This window comes from Endozoicomonas sp. OPT23 (assembly GCF_009653635.1).
GTDB lineage: Bacteria > Pseudomonadota > Gammaproteobacteria > Pseudomonadales > Endozoicomonadaceae > Endozoicomonas_A.
Genome location: NZ_PPFD01000006.1, coordinates 562,183 through 578,937 on the forward strand (window position 1 = coordinate 562,183; position 16,755 = coordinate 578,937).

Sequence of the window (16,755 nt, forward strand, 5' to 3'; positions counted from 1 at the left end):
ATCTCTAACTATTCCTCCAAAGACGTTCAACTTACCTGCATTCGATAGATCAAGTCACCCGACTCAATTACTATGAGAGAAAAGTATAAAAATAAGAGAAGAGTAATGCTAGAACGCCATCTTCAAGTCATAGAGTCATCCATTAAGTCAGCCATTGAAAAAGACGGAATCGAGAAACTTTCCAGCCGACTGTTTGATCGTCTTTTTGACTACTATCCGGAAACAAAGTCTCTGTTTGATATCAGCAGCATTCCCGTACTGGCCCCTCGAAAATTTCAGCTGTTACTTGACCTGATCGTTGATACTCTGAAGCACCCTGGTTATGCAGAGTCAGCCGTTGCCGATGAAGCTATCCGGCACAGCATCTATGACCTGAAACATAAAGAATATTATTTTATCCTGATGGAAACCGTTCCTCTCTGCTTGAAACACTCGCTGAAGGAAGTATGGACGGCAGAAACCGAAGAGTGCTGGAATGACACGGTGAGTGGTCTGAAGGGTTTATTCCATAAAGCAATTCTGGAGCATGAGCTATGAACATTCCTTATTCTAGTCAGTAACCGCTGACTCCAGATACGAAAAAGCCCACAAAAATGTGGGCTTTTTCTGCTAAAATTTGATGTTCAGTCAGATCACCAAATTATATAACCATTGGAGCAAAGACAAATCCAAACGCTACACAGAGTGTAATACAGATAGTACCTGGCACGAAGAATGGGTGGTTGAATACCAGCTTACCGATTCGTGTGGAACCTGTGTCGTCCATTTCAACCGCTGCCAGCAGGGTTGGGTAGGTTGGCAGTACAAACAGTGCAGATACTGCAGCAAAAGAAGCGATCGCAGTCACCGGATCAACCAGAGCCAGAGCCGCAGGCATCAGAGCACGAGTGGTCGCAGCCTGAGAGTAAAGCAGCATGGAAGCGAAGAACAGGCAGACAGCCAGCAACCAAGGGTAGTCGTTCAGAATATCGCCGGACAGTTCTTTGATCTCGTTGATGTGGGCACCTACAAAGGTGTTACCCAGCCATGCCACACCCAGCACACAGATGCAGGCACTCATACCGGACTTGAAGGTCTGGGCATTGATGATCTCGGCAGAGTCAATTTTGCACAGCATGGTGATGAACGTTGCCGCCACCATCATGAAGACCATAATTGCAGAGTTACGTGGCAGAACCGGATTCTCGATCAGGGCAACTGTGCTACTGATAGCTGTCGCATAAAGAACCACCGCCAGAATACTGATACCGAAGATAGCAACAGACAGAGCTGCACCAGGCTTGGTTTCCTGACGCTCTTTGGTTTTACGCAAAGATACCATGCCCGCTTTCAGGCGCTCCTGATAAATCTCGTCCTTATCAAGGTCTACACCCAGAAAGTTGCAGACTACAGCAGTCAGCATGATAGCAGCGTAGGAAGTAGGAATGCAGATCGCCAGCAATTGCAGGTAACCGATGCCCATTGGCTCAAGGAGACCACTGAATACGACAACCGCCGCAGATACAGGAGACGCTGTGATGGCAATCTGAGAAGCAATAACCGCAATACTCAGCGGACGGGATGGACGAACACCGTTCTCTTTCGCTACTTCAGCAATAACCGGCAAAGTGGAGTAAGCAGTGTGACCAGTACCCGCCAACAGCGTCATCACATAAGTAACGGTTGGTGCCAGAAAGGTAATGTACTTTGGCTTGCTGCGCAGAATTTTTTCTGCCATCTGAACCAGATAATCCAGACCACCAGCAACCTGCATGGCAGCAACTGCGCCAATAACGGACATGATGATCAGAATAACATCAACAGGTATTGAGCCCGGCTCCATGCCAAGACCCAGCGTGAGAACAAGAACACCTACAGCACCGGCGAAGCCTACACCAATACTGCCAAGACGAGCCCCCAGAAAAATGGCTCCAAGAACCACTGCTAATTGAACCCAAAGCATAATTTACTTCCCCTGAAACAAAGTTACTTTGTGGCTGTACTTTCAAGTGTTCAGACAAACATCATCAAATATTAAGCTGCTCTCCGCTCGCCTGTGGCAATCAAAGAGCTATTGATTTCGTATGTCCGGCTACCTTTAGTCAGCCAGTAAAAAATCGATGGTTCAATATTATTAACTTATGTAACAAAAAATAATCGCTTATTATACTAACTATCTAATGCTTACCCCTATCAAAGCCAAGCTCCACACCTACAGCAAAAATATAAAAACCTATTTATCCTAGACCTTATTTCGCATAGCAACAAAAAAGCAAAACAAACACCTATTCAGTAAACTATTTAACTTATTCACTTAATTAAACATACAAGACTTAACAGGTAAATTCCTGGTAAAACTCAGCGAGCACTTTTCGTACACAGACTCCTATGGCTTTGTATTGGGCTAACGTCAGATTGGCCAGAGATACTCGAACAGCGGGCTTTTTAACGTCGAACCCTTCCCCTGGCAGCAAAACCACACCCGTTTCATCTGCAAGAGTCAGTAGTAACTCACTGCAGCTGTGTCGCTCGATAAACCATGCGGAAAACTGCTCGTTGTAAAGAGACGTCGCCAGTTGCTGCAGATCAAGCAGCGTGTAATAGCCCACTAACTCAGCCCCTTTTGGCTCTTCAATTCCGATACTTTTATAAAGTGTTGTCAGTCGACTGCGTATCAGTCTTTGCGCTTCTCTTTGATAAACACCTTCACTGTCAATCAAACTGGACAGAGCAAATAACACCATTTGCAGTTGCTGCGGTGTAGAAAGTCCTGCACTGTGATGCAGTGCCACTGCACGACTGTCTGCCACCATCCGGTCAATAAAGTCACTCTCCTGCCCTGCTCTGAAAACCGTTCTGTAACGACTGCGCCTCTGACCTGTGGCGAGATTTCGATTGAACAGGCTCTGCTTATGAATGGCGATAACGCCAAGCCGCCAGCCAGTACAACCAAAGTACTTGGAAAATGAATAAACACAGAGGGTATTTTCAGGGCAGACTTTGAACAGCGAACAGAAATTGTCAGCAAAAGGGCCGTAAACATCGTCGGTTACGATAATCAAATCAGGTCGATCTGTTTCAACCAGCAGCTTTATTTTGTTCAAGGATTCCCGAGACAGTGAAAAAGACGACGGGTTAGCTGGATTAACAAGACAGAGCATTTTAATAGCGGGGTTAGCCAGCTTCCTCACTACCTCATCACTGAGCTGCCATTCGCCGGAGTCAGTAGTTACCAACTCATTGACGTACAGCTTGTAATCATCCAGCTCAGGTATTTCCAGATAAGGAGCAAAAACCGGTGTCACAATAGCGATAAAGTCCCCTTTACCAAGAAACTGATTGGTTTTCAGTGAGTGAAAGAGATAACTCATGGCAGCTGTACCACCTTCAGTAGCAAACAGCCTGAAATCACCACCGTTAGTACTGCCTGCCATTAGCTCCTGTTGAAGATACTCCTTCACAACAGCTTCTGAATACTTCAGCATCGAAACCGGCTCAGGGTAATAACAACCCAGTGCAGCATTAACCATTTCGAACAGAAAGGCTTCCACTTCAATTCCCAAATGGTCATTCACCAGACAAAGGGCTGCACGAATAAAATTCATTCCTGAACTGTCATGATGATTCTGCATATAAGATTCAAAACGCCCAAGAATTCCACTGGCTTCTGGCAGACCACCAAAACCACTGTGAAGAAAGGAATAAGAACGCTCTGCTTCCTGTAAGGCAAATTCAGAGAGTTGAAGAAAAGCCCTGCGTGGGGCAATGGCCAGGAAATTTGGATTCCCACGACCCGCATTGAGCATCATTCGGTCAGCATGAGAGCTGGCAAGATCCAGTAACTGATCCTTAAATTCAAAAGGGCTGAGCACACTACTATCTTTTACAAACAGATCCGAGGTTGCCATAGGGTCACTCCTGTCAGTCGGTGATTCTAAAAATAGACTGAGCCAGTTAGAATAGACGCTGCTTTAACAGGAGTTTTTATGACCGCAGAGCGCAACAACAAAGCCGTAGGGCCTGCTCCGGTATGGCGTCGGTTTGCCGCCATCCTTTACGACAGCTTTTTAGTACTGGCGATTATGTTTCTTGTGGGCTTCATTAATCTGGGTATCCAGATGCAAATTTATGGCAGTGAAGAACTCAAGGCTATGACCGAGAGTGGCCAGTCAGTGGGCGGACCGGCCTTCTATATAGTGCTCTTTCTGACTATTTTCAGTTTTTTCGCTTTCTTCTGGTCCAGGCGAGGTCAGACGTTGGGAATGCAAGCCTGGAAGCTTCGTATTCTGAGCGAAGAAGGCAATTACATCACGCTTCAGCAATGCCTGGTTCGCTGGTTTATTGCGATCCCTTCACTGCTTCTTGGTGGCCTGGGTATTTTCTGGAGCCTTTGGGACAAGGAAGGTTGCAGCTGGCAGGATCGTCTTTCCGGCACCCGTACACTCTATATACCGGCAAAGAAATAAAATCAGTGTGTAGTCACACGTAGTCGAATATTAGATTGTCATTCCCCCGCTTACTGCGGGGAAATGACATAAGAATTTATTTATCTGAATACTTACTTCAAGACAAGCCTGATGCATTTCGGGTTTGTCTAGATTATGTAAATGCCGATAAATTGTAGGCACTTTTACCTAGCCGAATTATAATTGCATCTGGAACCTGATTTGAGAAAAACAATCAGGCATTTTTACAGGTTCACACCATCTTTCAGGAAAGCATCATGTTTATTTTGCTGCTAGATCGGCTGATGAAAAGAGCAACTCAACTGCTCAAAAACATCTCTTTAGAAGGTAGAGTCGTACCGGAAAGCAAACTTCTGGTTCGAGCAGAAATAAAACTCAAAGACTCAACTCAGTCGACGCGAATACCTGCCCGAAAAACTCGTTACCCTCACTGATTTTCTCAGATACCCAGCTTTCTTTTGTTCAGAGCTACTCAGAACAAAAATCCCACAGGCATTAACATGAACAACAAATAATGCTTGTGGGATAACAAGCTTCCACCCGACTTATACCAGAAAAGGCTTACGCTGCCCGCCAGAGCAACAACCAACCAACAAAGATACAAATCATCACCGGCAGCATCACCGAGATCAGTGGCGGGAAGCCAAACACCAGACTGGATGGTCCCAATAGGTTCTGAATAATCATAAAGGCGACACCGGTAATCACGCCGGAGAAGATTCTGAAGCCCATACTTACGGAACGCAGTGGTCCGAAAACAAAGGATATGCCTACCAGCACCAATGAGAACACCGACAATGGTTGCAACGCCTTGGTCCAGAACGCCAGCGAGTACTCGCCTGTATCCAGCCCCTGTTCTTTCAAATACTCGGTATACGTGTGCAGGCCAGAAATAGACAGAGCATCAGGCCTTACCACTACGACCTTTAGCAGAGTCGTCGTTAGACTCGTTTCCCAGGGCATAGTCGTTGCACTGCTGGAAATAATTCGGTCACCTACCTTTCGGCTACTGGTAACATCTTCCAGAATCCAGTGATCCTGTTGATAGATAGCACGCTTGGCAAAAGAGCTTTCAATGAGTTTTTTATTGTCATCAAAAACAAAACGACTGACGCCGTAGAGCACACCATTAGGCTCAACAGCATTGAAGTACATGTATTCATTGCCTTCACGATGCCAGACACCTTCGCCCGAATACTCACCATTGGTGGAGCGGGCAATCGCTTTACGGGTCTCGGCAATCTGTTCAGTCATCGGCGCAACATATTCACCCAGGGTGATACCAATGACGACCAGCAACAGTGCTGGCTTCATAATCGACCAGACCATACGCCAGAGGGAAACACCTGAGGCTCTCATAACCACCAGTTCACTGTTAGCAGCCATGGAGCCCAGACCCGCCAGACAGCCAATCAGTGCTGACACAGGAATGAACTCATAGATCTTCTTTGGAATCATCAGCAGGGTGTAAACGATAACATCCATAAACTGGTAGTTGCCGCGCATATCATCCAGCTGAGCCAGAAAAGAGAACAGCGATTCCAGCACCACCAGAATAATCAGCACCATCACCATGGCGGCAAAAACATTCCATGCGATATATCGGTCCAGCTTACGCATTGAGTTTTCTCCGTGCCATGCTCTTCCTAGACAAAAGTGTTAATACTGAATCCTTAAAATAAACGCCCAACGCTAATAAGAGGAAAGCCCCATGCACCGGCCAGAGACCTATGCTCGGTGGCAACCTCCCTTCATCAATCATACCTCGGGTGGAAATCAGCAGAGACAGATAAAGCAGATAGGTTAATACGCCGGGCAACAGTTTTACAAAACGTCCCTGCCTTGGGTTAACTTTGGCCAGTGGCACCGCCAGCAATACCAGAATAGGAATCAGCAGTGGCATCGAAAAGCGCCATTGCAATTCGGCTTTGTGCTCACGGGTATCGGACGACAACAGCTGACTGGTCGGTAACGCCTGCTCGCGGGTAATCTCCTGAGAAACCTTGCTGTTCTGCATTCGAATACCGTAAGTTTTATACTCGGTTTCTCGAACTTTGAGACCACCGGGGCTTAGGTCATAACGAATACCATCATTAAGAATCAGGTATTTTGTCTGCTCGGATTCCGTGTTGGAAATTCTGCCAGAGTCAGCCAGTACCAGAGAAATCGAGCCACCGTCGGGGTCCGTCGCACCCTGAGCAATAAAAACACCTTCCATTTTCTGATTATCATCAGTCAGGGTTTCGGTATAAGTCACTCGATTGGTACCAGAGAAGGTCTGAAAGCGGCCGGGCACCAATGTATCGAATTCGGTTAATGAGTCCTGCTTGGCCCAGATGGCCTCAACCTTTTGCAACCCCTGAGGAGCAACGAACAGACTGAGCAGGCCGACAAGTAGCATAACGCCCAGTGCAGGCACCATAGTCATCTTTAATAACTGATTCTGGCTCAGACCACAGGCACTCATAATGGTCATTTCGTTCTCGACATAAAGTCGGCCGTAGGCCATAACTATGCCAAGCAGCAAGCCAAGTGGAATAATCATCACCAGAAATTCCGGCATCCGATAGCCCATAATGGCAAACAGAAAGTTAGCGTTAAGCGTACCGTTGGCCGCCTGGGCCAGGTAATTTACAAAACGCCCACTCATAATGATAAGGAGTACGACGCCAGTCACTGCCAGGGTTACCTGCAGCATCTCTTTGGCGAGGTATCGAAAGAGGATCGAAGGCATGTTCAGTGGTCACTGTTTTCCGATAGATCATGATGGACTGGCCTTGAAAGCCACAGGTCAGTCCCTGATCTTAATTTAATCGGCCACCTGCATTGATGCTTGGTAGCTCTCTGTATTCAGGATACTATCTATAATGTGCTATCTACAATGTGCTATCTGCAAAGTATTAGCTACAAAGTACTATCTACAAAATATTACCTACAAAGTATTTCAAACAGGGACAAAATTCGCCTGAATCCATTCACATAGGGCGCAGACTCTGTTCAAATACTTATATCAGGCAATTATCTATTAAAGCCGTTCGAGTTTATAGCCGTCTTTTTTCAAAATCGTTTCTTAACTTCTGCTCTCAGGAGTCATTCTTGATTTATTTTCAGAGTCATTAAACATTCTGGCTATAACCCTGACGGTTGACCTTCATGGTTCAGACAACTTGCCTGTTAAGTGTGTAAGTATGTAGACACACTTAATCGAATATAAATGGCTGTATCCCTGCCGGTGGCGGTGATACAGCTTGTGAATTCATATGTTCGGGTACTTAAACGCACGTACTTGAATATCTGATTGTTCAAAACAGGAGCAACTATGCAATTCGTAATTAAAAGTGGCGCAGTTGAAAAGCAGAAAACTGCCTGCCTGGTTCTGCCGGTTCAAAAGGCAAAACTGTCTGATTCCGCTCAGGCGATCAATGACGCAGGCGAAGGTGCTCTGGCCGCAATCCTGAAGCGTGGCGACCTGTCTTTCAAAGCAGGCAAGACCCTGTTGCTGCAACACTCTCCGGAAACAGCTGCAGATCGCATGCTGCTGGCAGCTCTGTCTGAAAAGGCTGAAGCCATCTCCGAAGCTGACTTTATCAAGATGGCCAAAGCAACCGCGGCCAACCTGAAAGGTCTGACGGCCAAAGACGCGACTATCGCCCTGGAAGGCGTTGAAGTTAAAGGCCGTGATATTCAGTGGCAAGCTCGCCAAATGGTTGAAGCGGTTATCTACGAATTCTACCGCTTTGTAGAATACAAGAGCGAAGCCGGTGAAGCACCAGCTCTGACCAAGGTTACCCTGCTGGTTGACCGCAAGCACACCGACGAAGCCTCTGCCGGTAAAGACCAGGGCCTCGCTATTGCTGAAGGCCGTAACCTGGCTCGTCGTCTGGGCGATATGCCGGGCAATGATTGCCACCCTACTTACCTGGCCGAACTGGCTAAGGAAATGGCCAAAGGTCAAAGCAAGCTGACCACCAAGGTTCTTGGTGAAGCTGAAATGACCAAGCTGGGCATGCACTCCCTGCTGTCTGTCGGTCAGGCTTCCGTTCAAGAATCCCGTCTGATCATGATGGAATACAAAGGCGGCAAGAAAAACGACGCTCCTGTTGTTCTGCTGGGTAAAGGTATTACTTTTGACACCGGCGGTATCTCTCTGAAGCCAGGCGCTGGCATGGACGAGATGAAATACGACATGTGTGGTTCTGCCAGTGTCTTCGGTGCCATGCAGGCTATCGTTGCCATGGGTCTGGAAATGAACGTCGTTGGTATGGTAGCTGCGGCTGAAAACATGCCAGCTGGCAATGCTTCCCGTCCGGGCGACATTGTTAAGTCCATGTCCGGCCAGACCATTGAAATCCTGAACACCGATGCCGAAGGCCGTCTGGTTCTCTGCGACGCTCTGACCTACGCTGGCGAAACCTACAAGCCAAAGGCCATTGTTGATATCGCTACTCTGACCGGCGCCTGCATCATTGCTCTGGGCCACCACATCACCGGCCTGATCTCCAACAACGATGATCTGGTTGATGAACTGATGACGGCTTCTAAGGATGCTGCTGATAAAGCATGGCAGCTGCCAATGGGTGAAGAGTTCCAGGCTCAGCTGGACTCCAACTTTGCAGACATGGCTAACATCGGTGGACGCCCTGCCGGCACCATCACTGCGGGTTGCTTCCTGTCACGTTTCGTAGAAGACACGCCTTGGGCTCACCTGGATATTGCTGGTACAGCATGGACATCCGGTAAAAACAAAGGCGCAACGGGTCGCCCTGTGCCTATGCTGGTTCAATATCTGCTGAACCAACTGGAGAAATAAATCTCTGACTGATTTTTTCAGCGGATTTTTCTCTAACAACAAAGTGAAGATGTTGATTTCATCTTCACTTTGTTTCCTTTCTCTGCGCCCACCCCTTTCCTGTCAGCCCCAATATCTTTAAACTCTATCGTTTATAACCAATGAGTTTGCAACCACTTCCGGTCGCTGCATGGGTCAGGATAACCGCATACAATGCAAGTCACTTTTTATCTGTTACAACAGCAGTCAAGTCAGGCAGTCAAAAGCTTCGTCTGCAAGTTGACAGAAAAAGCCTGGACGTCAGGTATGAAAGTGCATATCCACACTGACAACCAGATTCAGTCAGAAACCTATGATCGTTTACTGTGGGAGTGGCGGGAAGACAGCTTTATTCCCCATGAAATCAAAAAGCAAAATAATAACGATGACCAAAACAGCATCAGCACACCGGTGACGATCAGCCACATTAACCCCGGCAAACCTGAAGAGAATACACTGCTGATTAATATGGCAAGAAAAATACCAGCCTTTTACCGTGACTTTGACCGCACCTGCGAGGTGGTGGACAAGAGCCCGGGACCGGTTGAGATTCTCAGAGAAAAATTCAAAGCCTACCAGAAGGATGGCATCAAACCTGAAGCCCACGATATAGCTGCGGGTAAACGATTATGACTACAGAAAGCACCCACGGATTACTGGACGAGCTGGAACGACTGCGTCAACTGCTCAGAGAAGAAAAAGACCGAAGCGACCTGAATCAGCATATTCCGGTACTGACCGATGTTGCGGAAGGTCTGGCTACGGGCACTGAACACCTGTCAGCTGCCCGTTTTACTCCGAATACTGTAACCGGCACTATGGCAAGCCTTACATCAGTCAATGCTGAACCCGGCTTACGTACTCAGCTGAAAAATCAGGCTCAGCTGGTCATTCAGGAAATCATCGACGAAGAGCTGGTGCGTGTTGAAAGCCGTCTGAATCGTGAACTGAATAGCTATCTCGAGCACTGGCTGAATCAGCAGGAACTCACAAAAAGCTGATACCTCTATGCAAACACCGTACCCTGCGGTGTTTGCAGTCCTCACCAGCCATCAGACTACCGGTAATTAACCAGTAACACTGCCTCACCCTTTCTTGTATAATTCGCGGTTTAGTTCAGAACCAGTCGAATCCTGAAGTTATGGAAAAAACATACAACCCACACGCTATTGAGCGCAGCCGGTATCAGACCTGGGAAGAGAAAGGCTATTTTGCCCCTTCCGGTGAAGGTGATTCTTACACCATTATGATTCCGCCGCCCAACGTGACTGGTAGTCTGCATATGGGCCACGCCTTTCAGGATTCCATTATGGACGCCCTGATTCGTTACCAGCGCATGAAAGGCAGCAACACGCTCTGGCAGGTCGGTACCGACCACGCCGGTATTGCTACCCAGATGGTTGTGGAACGTAAAGTTCAGGCCGAAGAAGGCAAGACCCGTCACGACTATGGTCGTGATGCGTTCACCGATAAAATCTGGGAATGGAAAGAAGAGTCCGGCGGTAACATTACCCGCCAACTGCGTCGTCTGGGTGCTTCCGTAGACTGGGACAACGAACGTTTCACTATGGACCCGGGTTTCTACAAGGCGGTTCAGGAAGTCTTTATCCGTCTGCATAAGGACGACCTGATCTACCGTGGCAAACGTCTGGTGAACTGGGACCCGAAACTGCACACCGCTATTTCCGACCTGGAAGTGGAAAACAAAGACGTCAATGGCCACATGTGGCACTTACGTTATCCACTGGCTGACGGTGAAACGACCTCTGAAGGCAAAGACTACATTGTTGTCGCAACTACCCGTCCGGAAACCATGCTGGGTGATACCGGTGTTGCTGTAAACGCTGAAGATGAGCGTTACAAGGCTCTGATTGGCAAAGACATCCTGCTACCACTGGTTAACCGTCGTATTTCCATTGTCGCTGACGAACACGCTGACATGGAAAAAGGCACGGGTTGTGTAAAGATCACGCCAGCTCACGACTTCAACGATAACGAAGTCGGCAAGCGCTGCAACCTACCCATGATCAACATCATGACCCTGAATGGCGACATTCGCGATCAGGCAGAAGCGTTTAATACTGACGGCACAGTTAACAACGAGATCGATACTCATATTCCTGAACAGTATCGTGGTATGGAGCGTTTTGCCGCTCGTAAACAGATCGTTGCTGACTTTGAAGCAGCCGGCCTGCTGGAAGAAATTAAAGACCACGATCTGACCGTTCCTTACGGTGACCGTTCCGGTGTCGTTATTGAACCTCTGCTGACAGACCAATGGTTTGTTCGTGCTGCGCCACTGGCAGAACCCGCTCTTAAAGCCGTGGAAGACGGTGAGATCCAGTTCGTCCCTAAACAGTACGAAAACATGTACTTCTCCTGGATGCGTGATATTCAGGACTGGTGTATTTCCCGTCAGCTCTGGTGGGGACACAGAATCCCAGCCTGGTACGACGACGAAGGCAATGTATTTGTTGGTCGTGATGAAGCTGACGTCCGTGAACAGAACAATATCCCGATTGACGTTGCCCTGAGACAGGATGACGATGTACTGGATACCTGGTTCTCTTCCGCACTCTGGACCTTTGGTACTCTGGGCTGGCCTGAAAACACTGAACGCCTGAAGACGTTCCACCCGACCGACGTTCTGGTGACTGGTTTTGACATCATCTTCTTCTGGGTCGCCAGAATGATCATGATGACCATGCACTTCATGAAAGACGAAGACGGTAAACCACAGGTTCCGTTCAAACACGTTTACATCACCGGCCTGATTCGTGATGAAAGCGGCGACAAGATGTCCAAATCCAAGGGTAACGTGCTTGACCCTCTGGATATGATTGACGGTATTGAACTTGAAGATCTGGTTGAGAAGCGTTGTGGCAACATGATGCAGCCTCAACTGGCCGCCAAGATTGAAAAGCGTACCCGCAAGGCGTTCCCGGAAGGCATTTCTGCTCACGGTACCGACGCTCTGCGTTACACCCTGTACTCACTGGCCTCCACCGGCCGTGACATCAACTGGGACATGAAGCGTCTGGAAGGTTACAGAAACTTCTGTAACAAGATCTGGAACGCAGCCAACTACGTTGAGATGAACACCAAGGGTGAAGACTGTGGTCAGAACGGCGGTGACGTTGAACTGACTCTGGCTGATCGCTGGATCACTTCCCGCCTGCAGCGCGTTGAAGCTCAGGTTGAAAAAAATCTGGCTGACTTCCGTCTCGACCACGCTTCCCAGAATCTTTACGACTTTATCTGGAACGAATACTGCGCATGGTATCTGGAACTGTCCAAACCGGTTCTGTGGGATGAAGATGCGTCTGCTGAACTGAAACGCGGAACTCGTCGTACACTGGTTCGTGTTCTGGAAACCATCACTCGCCTGATTCACCCGTTCATGCCGTACATTTCCGAGGAAATCTGGCAGAATCTCAAGGCAGAAGCCGGTGTTGAGGGTGAAACCCTGATGACCCAGAGCTACCCGGTTCTGGATGAGAGTAAACTGGATGCACAGGCTGAACAGGATATCGAATGGCTGAAAGGCTTTATCACCGGTATTCGTAACATCCGAGCTGAACTGAACATTGGCCCGAACAAGGGACTGAACGTTCTGGTTCGAAGCCTGTCTTCTGACGATCAGCGTCGTTTGACTGACAATACCGCCTTCCTGAAATCTCTGGCGAAGCTGGATGATATTGCAGTTCTGGCCGACGGTGAAGACGCACCCATGTCGACCACTCAGCTGGTGGGCGAGATGGAAGTTCTGGTGCCAATGGCTGGCCTAATCGACAAAGAGAAGGAAGTTGCCCGTCTGAGCAAGGAGGTTGAAAAACTGAACAAGGAAGTGAGCCGCTTTGAAGGCAAGCTGTCCAACGAGAAGTTTATCAGCAATGCCAAGCCGGATGTGGTTGAAAAAGAGCGCGGTAAACTGAAAGATGCTTTGTCTGCCAGAGATCGTCTGGTTGAGCAACTGGAAGCGATTAAAGCTCTGTAAGACATAATCAAAAAAACCTGTTTGTCAGGCTTTCAGGTTATAAAAAAGCCCTCGCAACTGTGAGGGCTTTTTATTAGATATTTCTCTTATCAACTGTCAGACTTTTTGTTTCCACCTTCCCGCATCTGCTGCTGGCTAATCCAGTCACTTTCAAGACTAAGTAATTCCGAGAAAAGCTCAACCGTCCCTTCATTTAAACCATCATCTGCTGGTGGCTTACTTTGACGATTCTCTTCGATATGAATCAGTTCGTAATGATCGTGAACACGAAAAACTATATAACAGGATCGGAGATAGCGCCCTTTTGTAGCGCAGACGAGCTGAGGTAAAACTGCTGTTTCCTTGCCTGCCCAGACAGCAAGGGTATTCACAACAGCCTGTAATTTGTCTTGCAAAATGGCCAGATAACTTTGCCACTTTTCAACCACTGCGCTTTTAACAACAGTGCTTTTAACAGCAGCATTTTTATCAACAGGCATGGACTTCTTAACCATACTGCGTCCCTGATGAGTACGTCTTGAACCTGATTATAGGTAGATAACGAAACAGCTATATAGAGAAGAAATGAAAGGTAACGGAAGGGACGAGGAATGAGCCCGACTGTCAGCCGGACTCATTAACAGCAGGCAGGATTACTTGACTTCAAGCACCTGTTCTTCGATTTTCTGTTTCCAGATTTGTGGACCCGTGTGATGAACGGAATCACCCGTATGATCAACGGCTACAGCCACCGGCATATCTTCAACTTCGAACTCATAGATGGCTTCCATGCCCAGTTCAGGGAAGGCAACCACTTCAGCTCTTTTAACGGCCTGGGATACCAGATAAGCCGCACCACCTACAGCCATCAGGTAAACAGATTCATTATCCTTGATCGCCTGTATGGCCGCAGGACCACGCTCCGCTTTACCAATCATGCCAGCCAGACCAGCTTCCTCGAGCATTGCACGAGTGAACTTGTCCATACGGGTTGCTGTAGTAGGTCCAGCAGGGCCAACGATTTCATCACGAACCGGATCAACCGGACCAACGTAGTAGATAAAGCGACCTTTCATGCTGACCGGCAACTCTTCACCACGATCCATCATATCGATCATGCGCTTATGAGCCGCATCACGGCCGGTGAGGATCTTACCGGACAACAACAGGGTCTCACCCGGCTTCCAGCTCTTGATATCTTCTTTAGTGATGCCGTCAACATTAACCTTGCGAACACCTTCACTCATATCCATTGCAATTTCCGGATAGTTATCCAGACTCGGTGCTTCCTGGTAAACAGGGCCATTGCCATCCAGGGTAAAGTGAGCGTGACGGGTTGCGGCACAGTTAGGAATCATGGCAACCGGCAGTGACGCAGCATGAGTCGGGTAATCCTTGATCTTCACATCCAGGACCGTAGTCAGACCACCGAGGCCCTGAGCACCGATACCCAGACTGTTTACTGCATCCATCAGTTCAAGGCGCAGCTCTTCAACACGGTTTGAAGCACCACGTTCACGCAGCTCATGGATATCAATAGGATCCATCAGGGATTCCTTGGCCATCAGCATCGCCTTTTCCGGGCTACCGCCAATACCTATACCCAGCATGCCTGGTGGACACCAACCCGCACCCATGGTCGGAACGGTTTTCTTGACCCATTCAACGACATCATCGGAAGGGTTCAGCATCGCCAGTTTCGATTTATTCTCGGAGCCACCACCTTTGGCAGCCAGTTCAACTTCAACGGTATCGCCCGGCACCAGCCTCATGTGAATAACAGCCGGGGTATTATCTTTAGTGTTCTTTCGAGCACCAGCCGGATCTTCCAGTACAGATGCTCGCAGAACGTTCTCAGGATGGGTGTAAGCTTTACGAACACCTTCATTGACCAAATCTTCGAGGCAACGATCTGTTTCGAAACGAACATTCATACCTATTTTTAGAAATACCGTTACCATACCGGTATCCTGACAAATCGGGCGCTTGCCCATGGCACACATTCTGGAATTGATCAGAATCTGGGCCATTGCGTCTTTTGCCGCCTTTGACGGCTCGGTCTTCCAGGCTTCATGCACCGCCTGAACAAAGTCTACCGGGTGATAGCAGGAGATAAATTGCAGAGCATCCGCTACGCTCTCAATCAGATCATGTTCTTTAATTACAGTCATTGGCTCCCACTCCCATGGTCTCATCTCTGACCGGGTTTCTGGTATCTCACTTATTATGTGATGATCCAAAAACAAACCTAGGTCATCTGTCTTCTTGTTTTTTATCGCTACTTTATTGCAACTTGATTGCTGTAGATATAGATGACAACAGCAAGGCAATCGGGGCCCTTTATATCCCCTCCCCAAATGCTGGAGCGATTATACCAATCCTTAGCAGTGGAAAACATTATTCCTCAGCATTGATCAGTACATTTTTGTTACCGATTTGAACGAACCATTCTCTCACCGGCAAATCCTCTGATAGACTGTGGTTATGCCGAAAATAACCATTGCTAGCCGACAACTGCAGGCCGACAGTGATACATGCCTGCTCGATAGCCTGCTCAGTCAAGGTGAGAAAATACCTTACTCCTGTCGCTCAGGTGTCTGCCATGCCTGTATGCTTCAATCTGATGGCGGCAAACCTCCTCTGCAAAGCCAACTATTACTTCCCAGAGAAAAAGCTAGCGCTCAGTATTTTCTGGCCTGTCAGTGTTACCCGACAGATGATATGACTGTTTCCCTGCCCGAGAACAAACCTATTTCAGCGATCATTACCGCGATCGAAAAACCGGAAAGTACACTAGCGGTTTTAACGCTGTCTCCAAGGCAGCCGCTATCCTACCAACCAGGCCAGCATCTAAACATTTCTGCCAATCAGCGACTAAGTAAAGATTGCTATCTCGCATCAAGCCCAATTGATAGCCAGCCCATGATTTATATACGACGAAAGGTTGGAGATTCATTCAGCACCTGGGCACATGAAGTCGCCAGAGTCGGAGATAAAATTCAACTGGGGCAGCCACAAGGAATTGGCATTAATGTTGAGACGATGAACAGGCAACTTCATCTAATCTGCCATGAAAATCACCTTGCCCCAATGGTTGCAGTGATTAAGCACTGCAGCCTGTTAAAGCCTGACGCAAAAGTAACCTTGTACTGTTTTTATACGGGTTCCACCGCACCTGATATTAAGCATTTCTTTGAGAAACTGTCGACACAGTACAAAAGCTTTTCATACCATTTTCTCAAGAGCCATGAAGCAGGAAAAATTGCAGACACAGTTGCTGATTTAGCGGCTGACGTAACTTCTGACGTGGCTTCTGACAAGAGCGAGTCTGAACTGATTATTTCAGGGAAACGGAACTTTATTGCCACACTCGAAAGCCATGGCCTTAATATTCGATCCGCTCTCAAATTACTGCCAATAAAGGAACGAACTCTTCGTTGAGTTGTCAGTTCCTGTTAATCTATAGCCATTTTTGTTTCATCTAATTCATCAGAGCTAATAAGACC

General features: G+C 47.9%; 13 protein-coding genes. 7 read left to right on the forward strand and 6 right to left on the reverse strand.

The window, feature by feature from the left end; all coding sequences use genetic code 11:
• Positions 1-105: 105 nt before the first annotated feature.
• On the forward strand, positions 106-537 hold the full coding sequence (locus EOPP23_RS16390; RefSeq protein ID WP_153767060.1) for a globin domain-containing protein: 432 nt from the start codon (positions 106-108) through the stop codon (positions 535-537).
• Between the two features lie 103 nt (positions 538-640).
• Here EOPP23_RS16390 and EOPP23_RS16395 read toward each other — a convergent pair whose 3' ends face one another.
• A complete protein-coding gene (locus EOPP23_RS16395) occupies positions 641-1,942 on the reverse strand; it encodes an anaerobic C4-dicarboxylate transporter (protein WP_153767061.1) in 1,302 nt (433 codons plus the stop codon).
• Between the two features lie 370 nt (positions 1,943-2,312).
• A complete protein-coding gene (locus EOPP23_RS16400; protein ID WP_153767062.1) occupies positions 2,313-3,887 on the reverse strand; it encodes a bifunctional aspartate transaminase/aspartate 4-decarboxylase in 1,575 nt (524 codons plus the stop codon).
• 78 nt (positions 3,888-3,965) lie between these two features.
• Here EOPP23_RS16400 and EOPP23_RS16405 point away from each other — a divergent pair, with 78 nt between their 5' ends.
• Positions 3,966-4,445, forward strand: coding sequence for an RDD family protein (locus EOPP23_RS16405; protein ID WP_153767063.1), 480 nt, complete (start codon positions 3,966-3,968; stop codon positions 4,443-4,445).
• A gap of 561 nt (positions 4,446-5,006) precedes the next feature.
• Here the strand turns inward: EOPP23_RS16405 and lptG are convergent.
• Positions 5,007-6,065, reverse strand: a complete 1,059-nt coding sequence (gene lptG, locus EOPP23_RS16410) for an LPS export ABC transporter permease LptG (RefSeq protein WP_153767064.1) — start codon at positions 6,063-6,065, stop codon at positions 5,007-5,009.
• Complete coding sequence (lptF, locus tag EOPP23_RS16415) at positions 6,058-7,179, reverse strand: LPS export ABC transporter permease LptF (protein WP_153767065.1); 1,122 nt, start codon at positions 7,177-7,179, stop codon at positions 6,058-6,060. The genes lptG and lptF overlap by 8 nt, the downstream gene beginning before the upstream one ends.
• 585 nt (positions 7,180-7,764) lie before the next feature.
• Here lptF and EOPP23_RS16420 point away from each other — a divergent pair.
• From EOPP23_RS16420 to EOPP23_RS16435, 4 genes are all read left to right on the forward strand, one after another.
• Complete coding sequence (locus EOPP23_RS16420; RefSeq protein ID WP_153767066.1) at positions 7,765-9,255, forward strand: leucyl aminopeptidase; 1,491 nt, start codon at positions 7,765-7,767, stop codon at positions 9,253-9,255.
• Positions 9,256-9,447: 192 nt separating this feature from the next.
• Positions 9,448-9,906 (forward strand): DNA polymerase III subunit chi, encoded by a 459-nt coding sequence (locus tag EOPP23_RS16425; RefSeq protein ID WP_153767067.1) that lies wholly within the window; start codon positions 9,448-9,450, stop codon positions 9,904-9,906.
• The gene (locus EOPP23_RS16430) at positions 9,903-10,274 is read left to right on the forward strand and encodes a hypothetical protein (protein ID WP_153767068.1); all 372 of its coding nucleotides are present in this window, start codon (positions 9,903-9,905) and stop codon (positions 10,272-10,274) included. Before EOPP23_RS16425 ends, EOPP23_RS16430 begins: the two co-directional genes overlap by 4 nt.
• 140 nt (positions 10,275-10,414) lie before the next feature.
• Positions 10,415-13,270, forward strand: a complete 2,856-nt coding sequence (locus EOPP23_RS16435; RefSeq protein ID WP_153767069.1) for a valine--tRNA ligase — start codon at positions 10,415-10,417, stop codon at positions 13,268-13,270.
• An 89-nt stretch (positions 13,271-13,359) separates the two neighbouring features.
• Here the strand turns inward: EOPP23_RS16435 and EOPP23_RS16440 are convergent, their stop codons facing one another.
• Both EOPP23_RS16440 and EOPP23_RS16445 read right to left on the reverse strand, forming a co-directional pair.
• Positions 13,360-13,764: a hypothetical protein gene (locus EOPP23_RS16440; protein WP_153767070.1), complete on the reverse strand. Its 405-nt coding sequence runs from the start codon at positions 13,762-13,764 to the stop codon at positions 13,360-13,362.
• 138 nt (positions 13,765-13,902) lie between these two features.
• Positions 13,903-15,420 carry a fumarate hydratase gene (locus EOPP23_RS16445; protein ID WP_153767071.1) on the reverse strand — a complete coding sequence of 506 codons (1,518 nt, stop codon included), beginning with the start codon at positions 15,418-15,420 and terminating at the stop codon, positions 13,903-13,905.
• A gap of 313 nt (positions 15,421-15,733) precedes the next feature.
• Between EOPP23_RS16445 and EOPP23_RS16450 the strand changes: the two genes are divergently transcribed.
• Entirely contained in the window at positions 15,734-16,690 is a 957-nt protein-coding gene (locus EOPP23_RS16450) for a 2Fe-2S iron-sulfur cluster-binding protein (protein ID WP_153767072.1), read from the forward strand.
• Positions 16,691-16,755 lie beyond the last annotated feature (65 nt).

Bases quoted from the DNA above. Each gene is read 5' to 3' on its own strand.
- lptG (WP_153767064.1), bottom strand. From the start codon at position 6,065: ATGCGTAAGCTGGACCGATATATCGCATGGAATGTTTTTGCCGCCATG.
- EOPP23_RS16390 (WP_153767060.1), top strand. From the start codon at position 106: ATGCTAGAACGCCATCTTCAAGTCATAGAGTCATCCATTAAGTCAGCC.
- EOPP23_RS16445 (WP_153767071.1), bottom strand. From the start codon at position 15,420: ATGACTGTAATTAAAGAACATGATCTGATTGAGAGCGTAGCGGATGCT.
- EOPP23_RS16400 (WP_153767062.1), bottom strand. From the start codon at position 3,887: ATGGCAACCTCGGATCTGTTTGTAAAAGATAGTAGTGTGCTCAGCCCT.
- EOPP23_RS16450 (WP_153767072.1), top strand. From the start codon at position 15,734: ATGCCGAAAATAACCATTGCTAGCCGACAACTGCAGGCCGACAGTGAT.
- lptF (WP_153767065.1), bottom strand. From the start codon at position 7,179: ATGCCTTCGATCCTCTTTCGATACCTCGCCAAAGAGATGCTGCAGGTA.
- EOPP23_RS16395 (WP_153767061.1), bottom strand. From the start codon at position 1,942: ATGCTTTGGGTTCAATTAGCAGTGGTTCTTGGAGCCATTTTTCTGGGG.
- EOPP23_RS16425 (WP_153767067.1), top strand. From the start codon at position 9,448: ATGCAAGTCACTTTTTATCTGTTACAACAGCAGTCAAGTCAGGCAGTC.
- EOPP23_RS16435 (WP_153767069.1), top strand. From the start codon at position 10,415: ATGGAAAAAACATACAACCCACACGCTATTGAGCGCAGCCGGTATCAG.
- EOPP23_RS16430 (WP_153767068.1), top strand. From the start codon at position 9,903: ATGACTACAGAAAGCACCCACGGATTACTGGACGAGCTGGAACGACTG.
- EOPP23_RS16405 (WP_153767063.1), top strand. From the start codon at position 3,966: ATGACCGCAGAGCGCAACAACAAAGCCGTAGGGCCTGCTCCGGTATGG.
- EOPP23_RS16440 (WP_153767070.1), bottom strand. From the start codon at position 13,764: ATGGTTAAGAAGTCCATGCCTGTTGATAAAAATGCTGCTGTTAAAAGC.
- EOPP23_RS16420 (WP_153767066.1), top strand. From the start codon at position 7,765: ATGCAATTCGTAATTAAAAGTGGCGCAGTTGAAAAGCAGAAAACTGCC.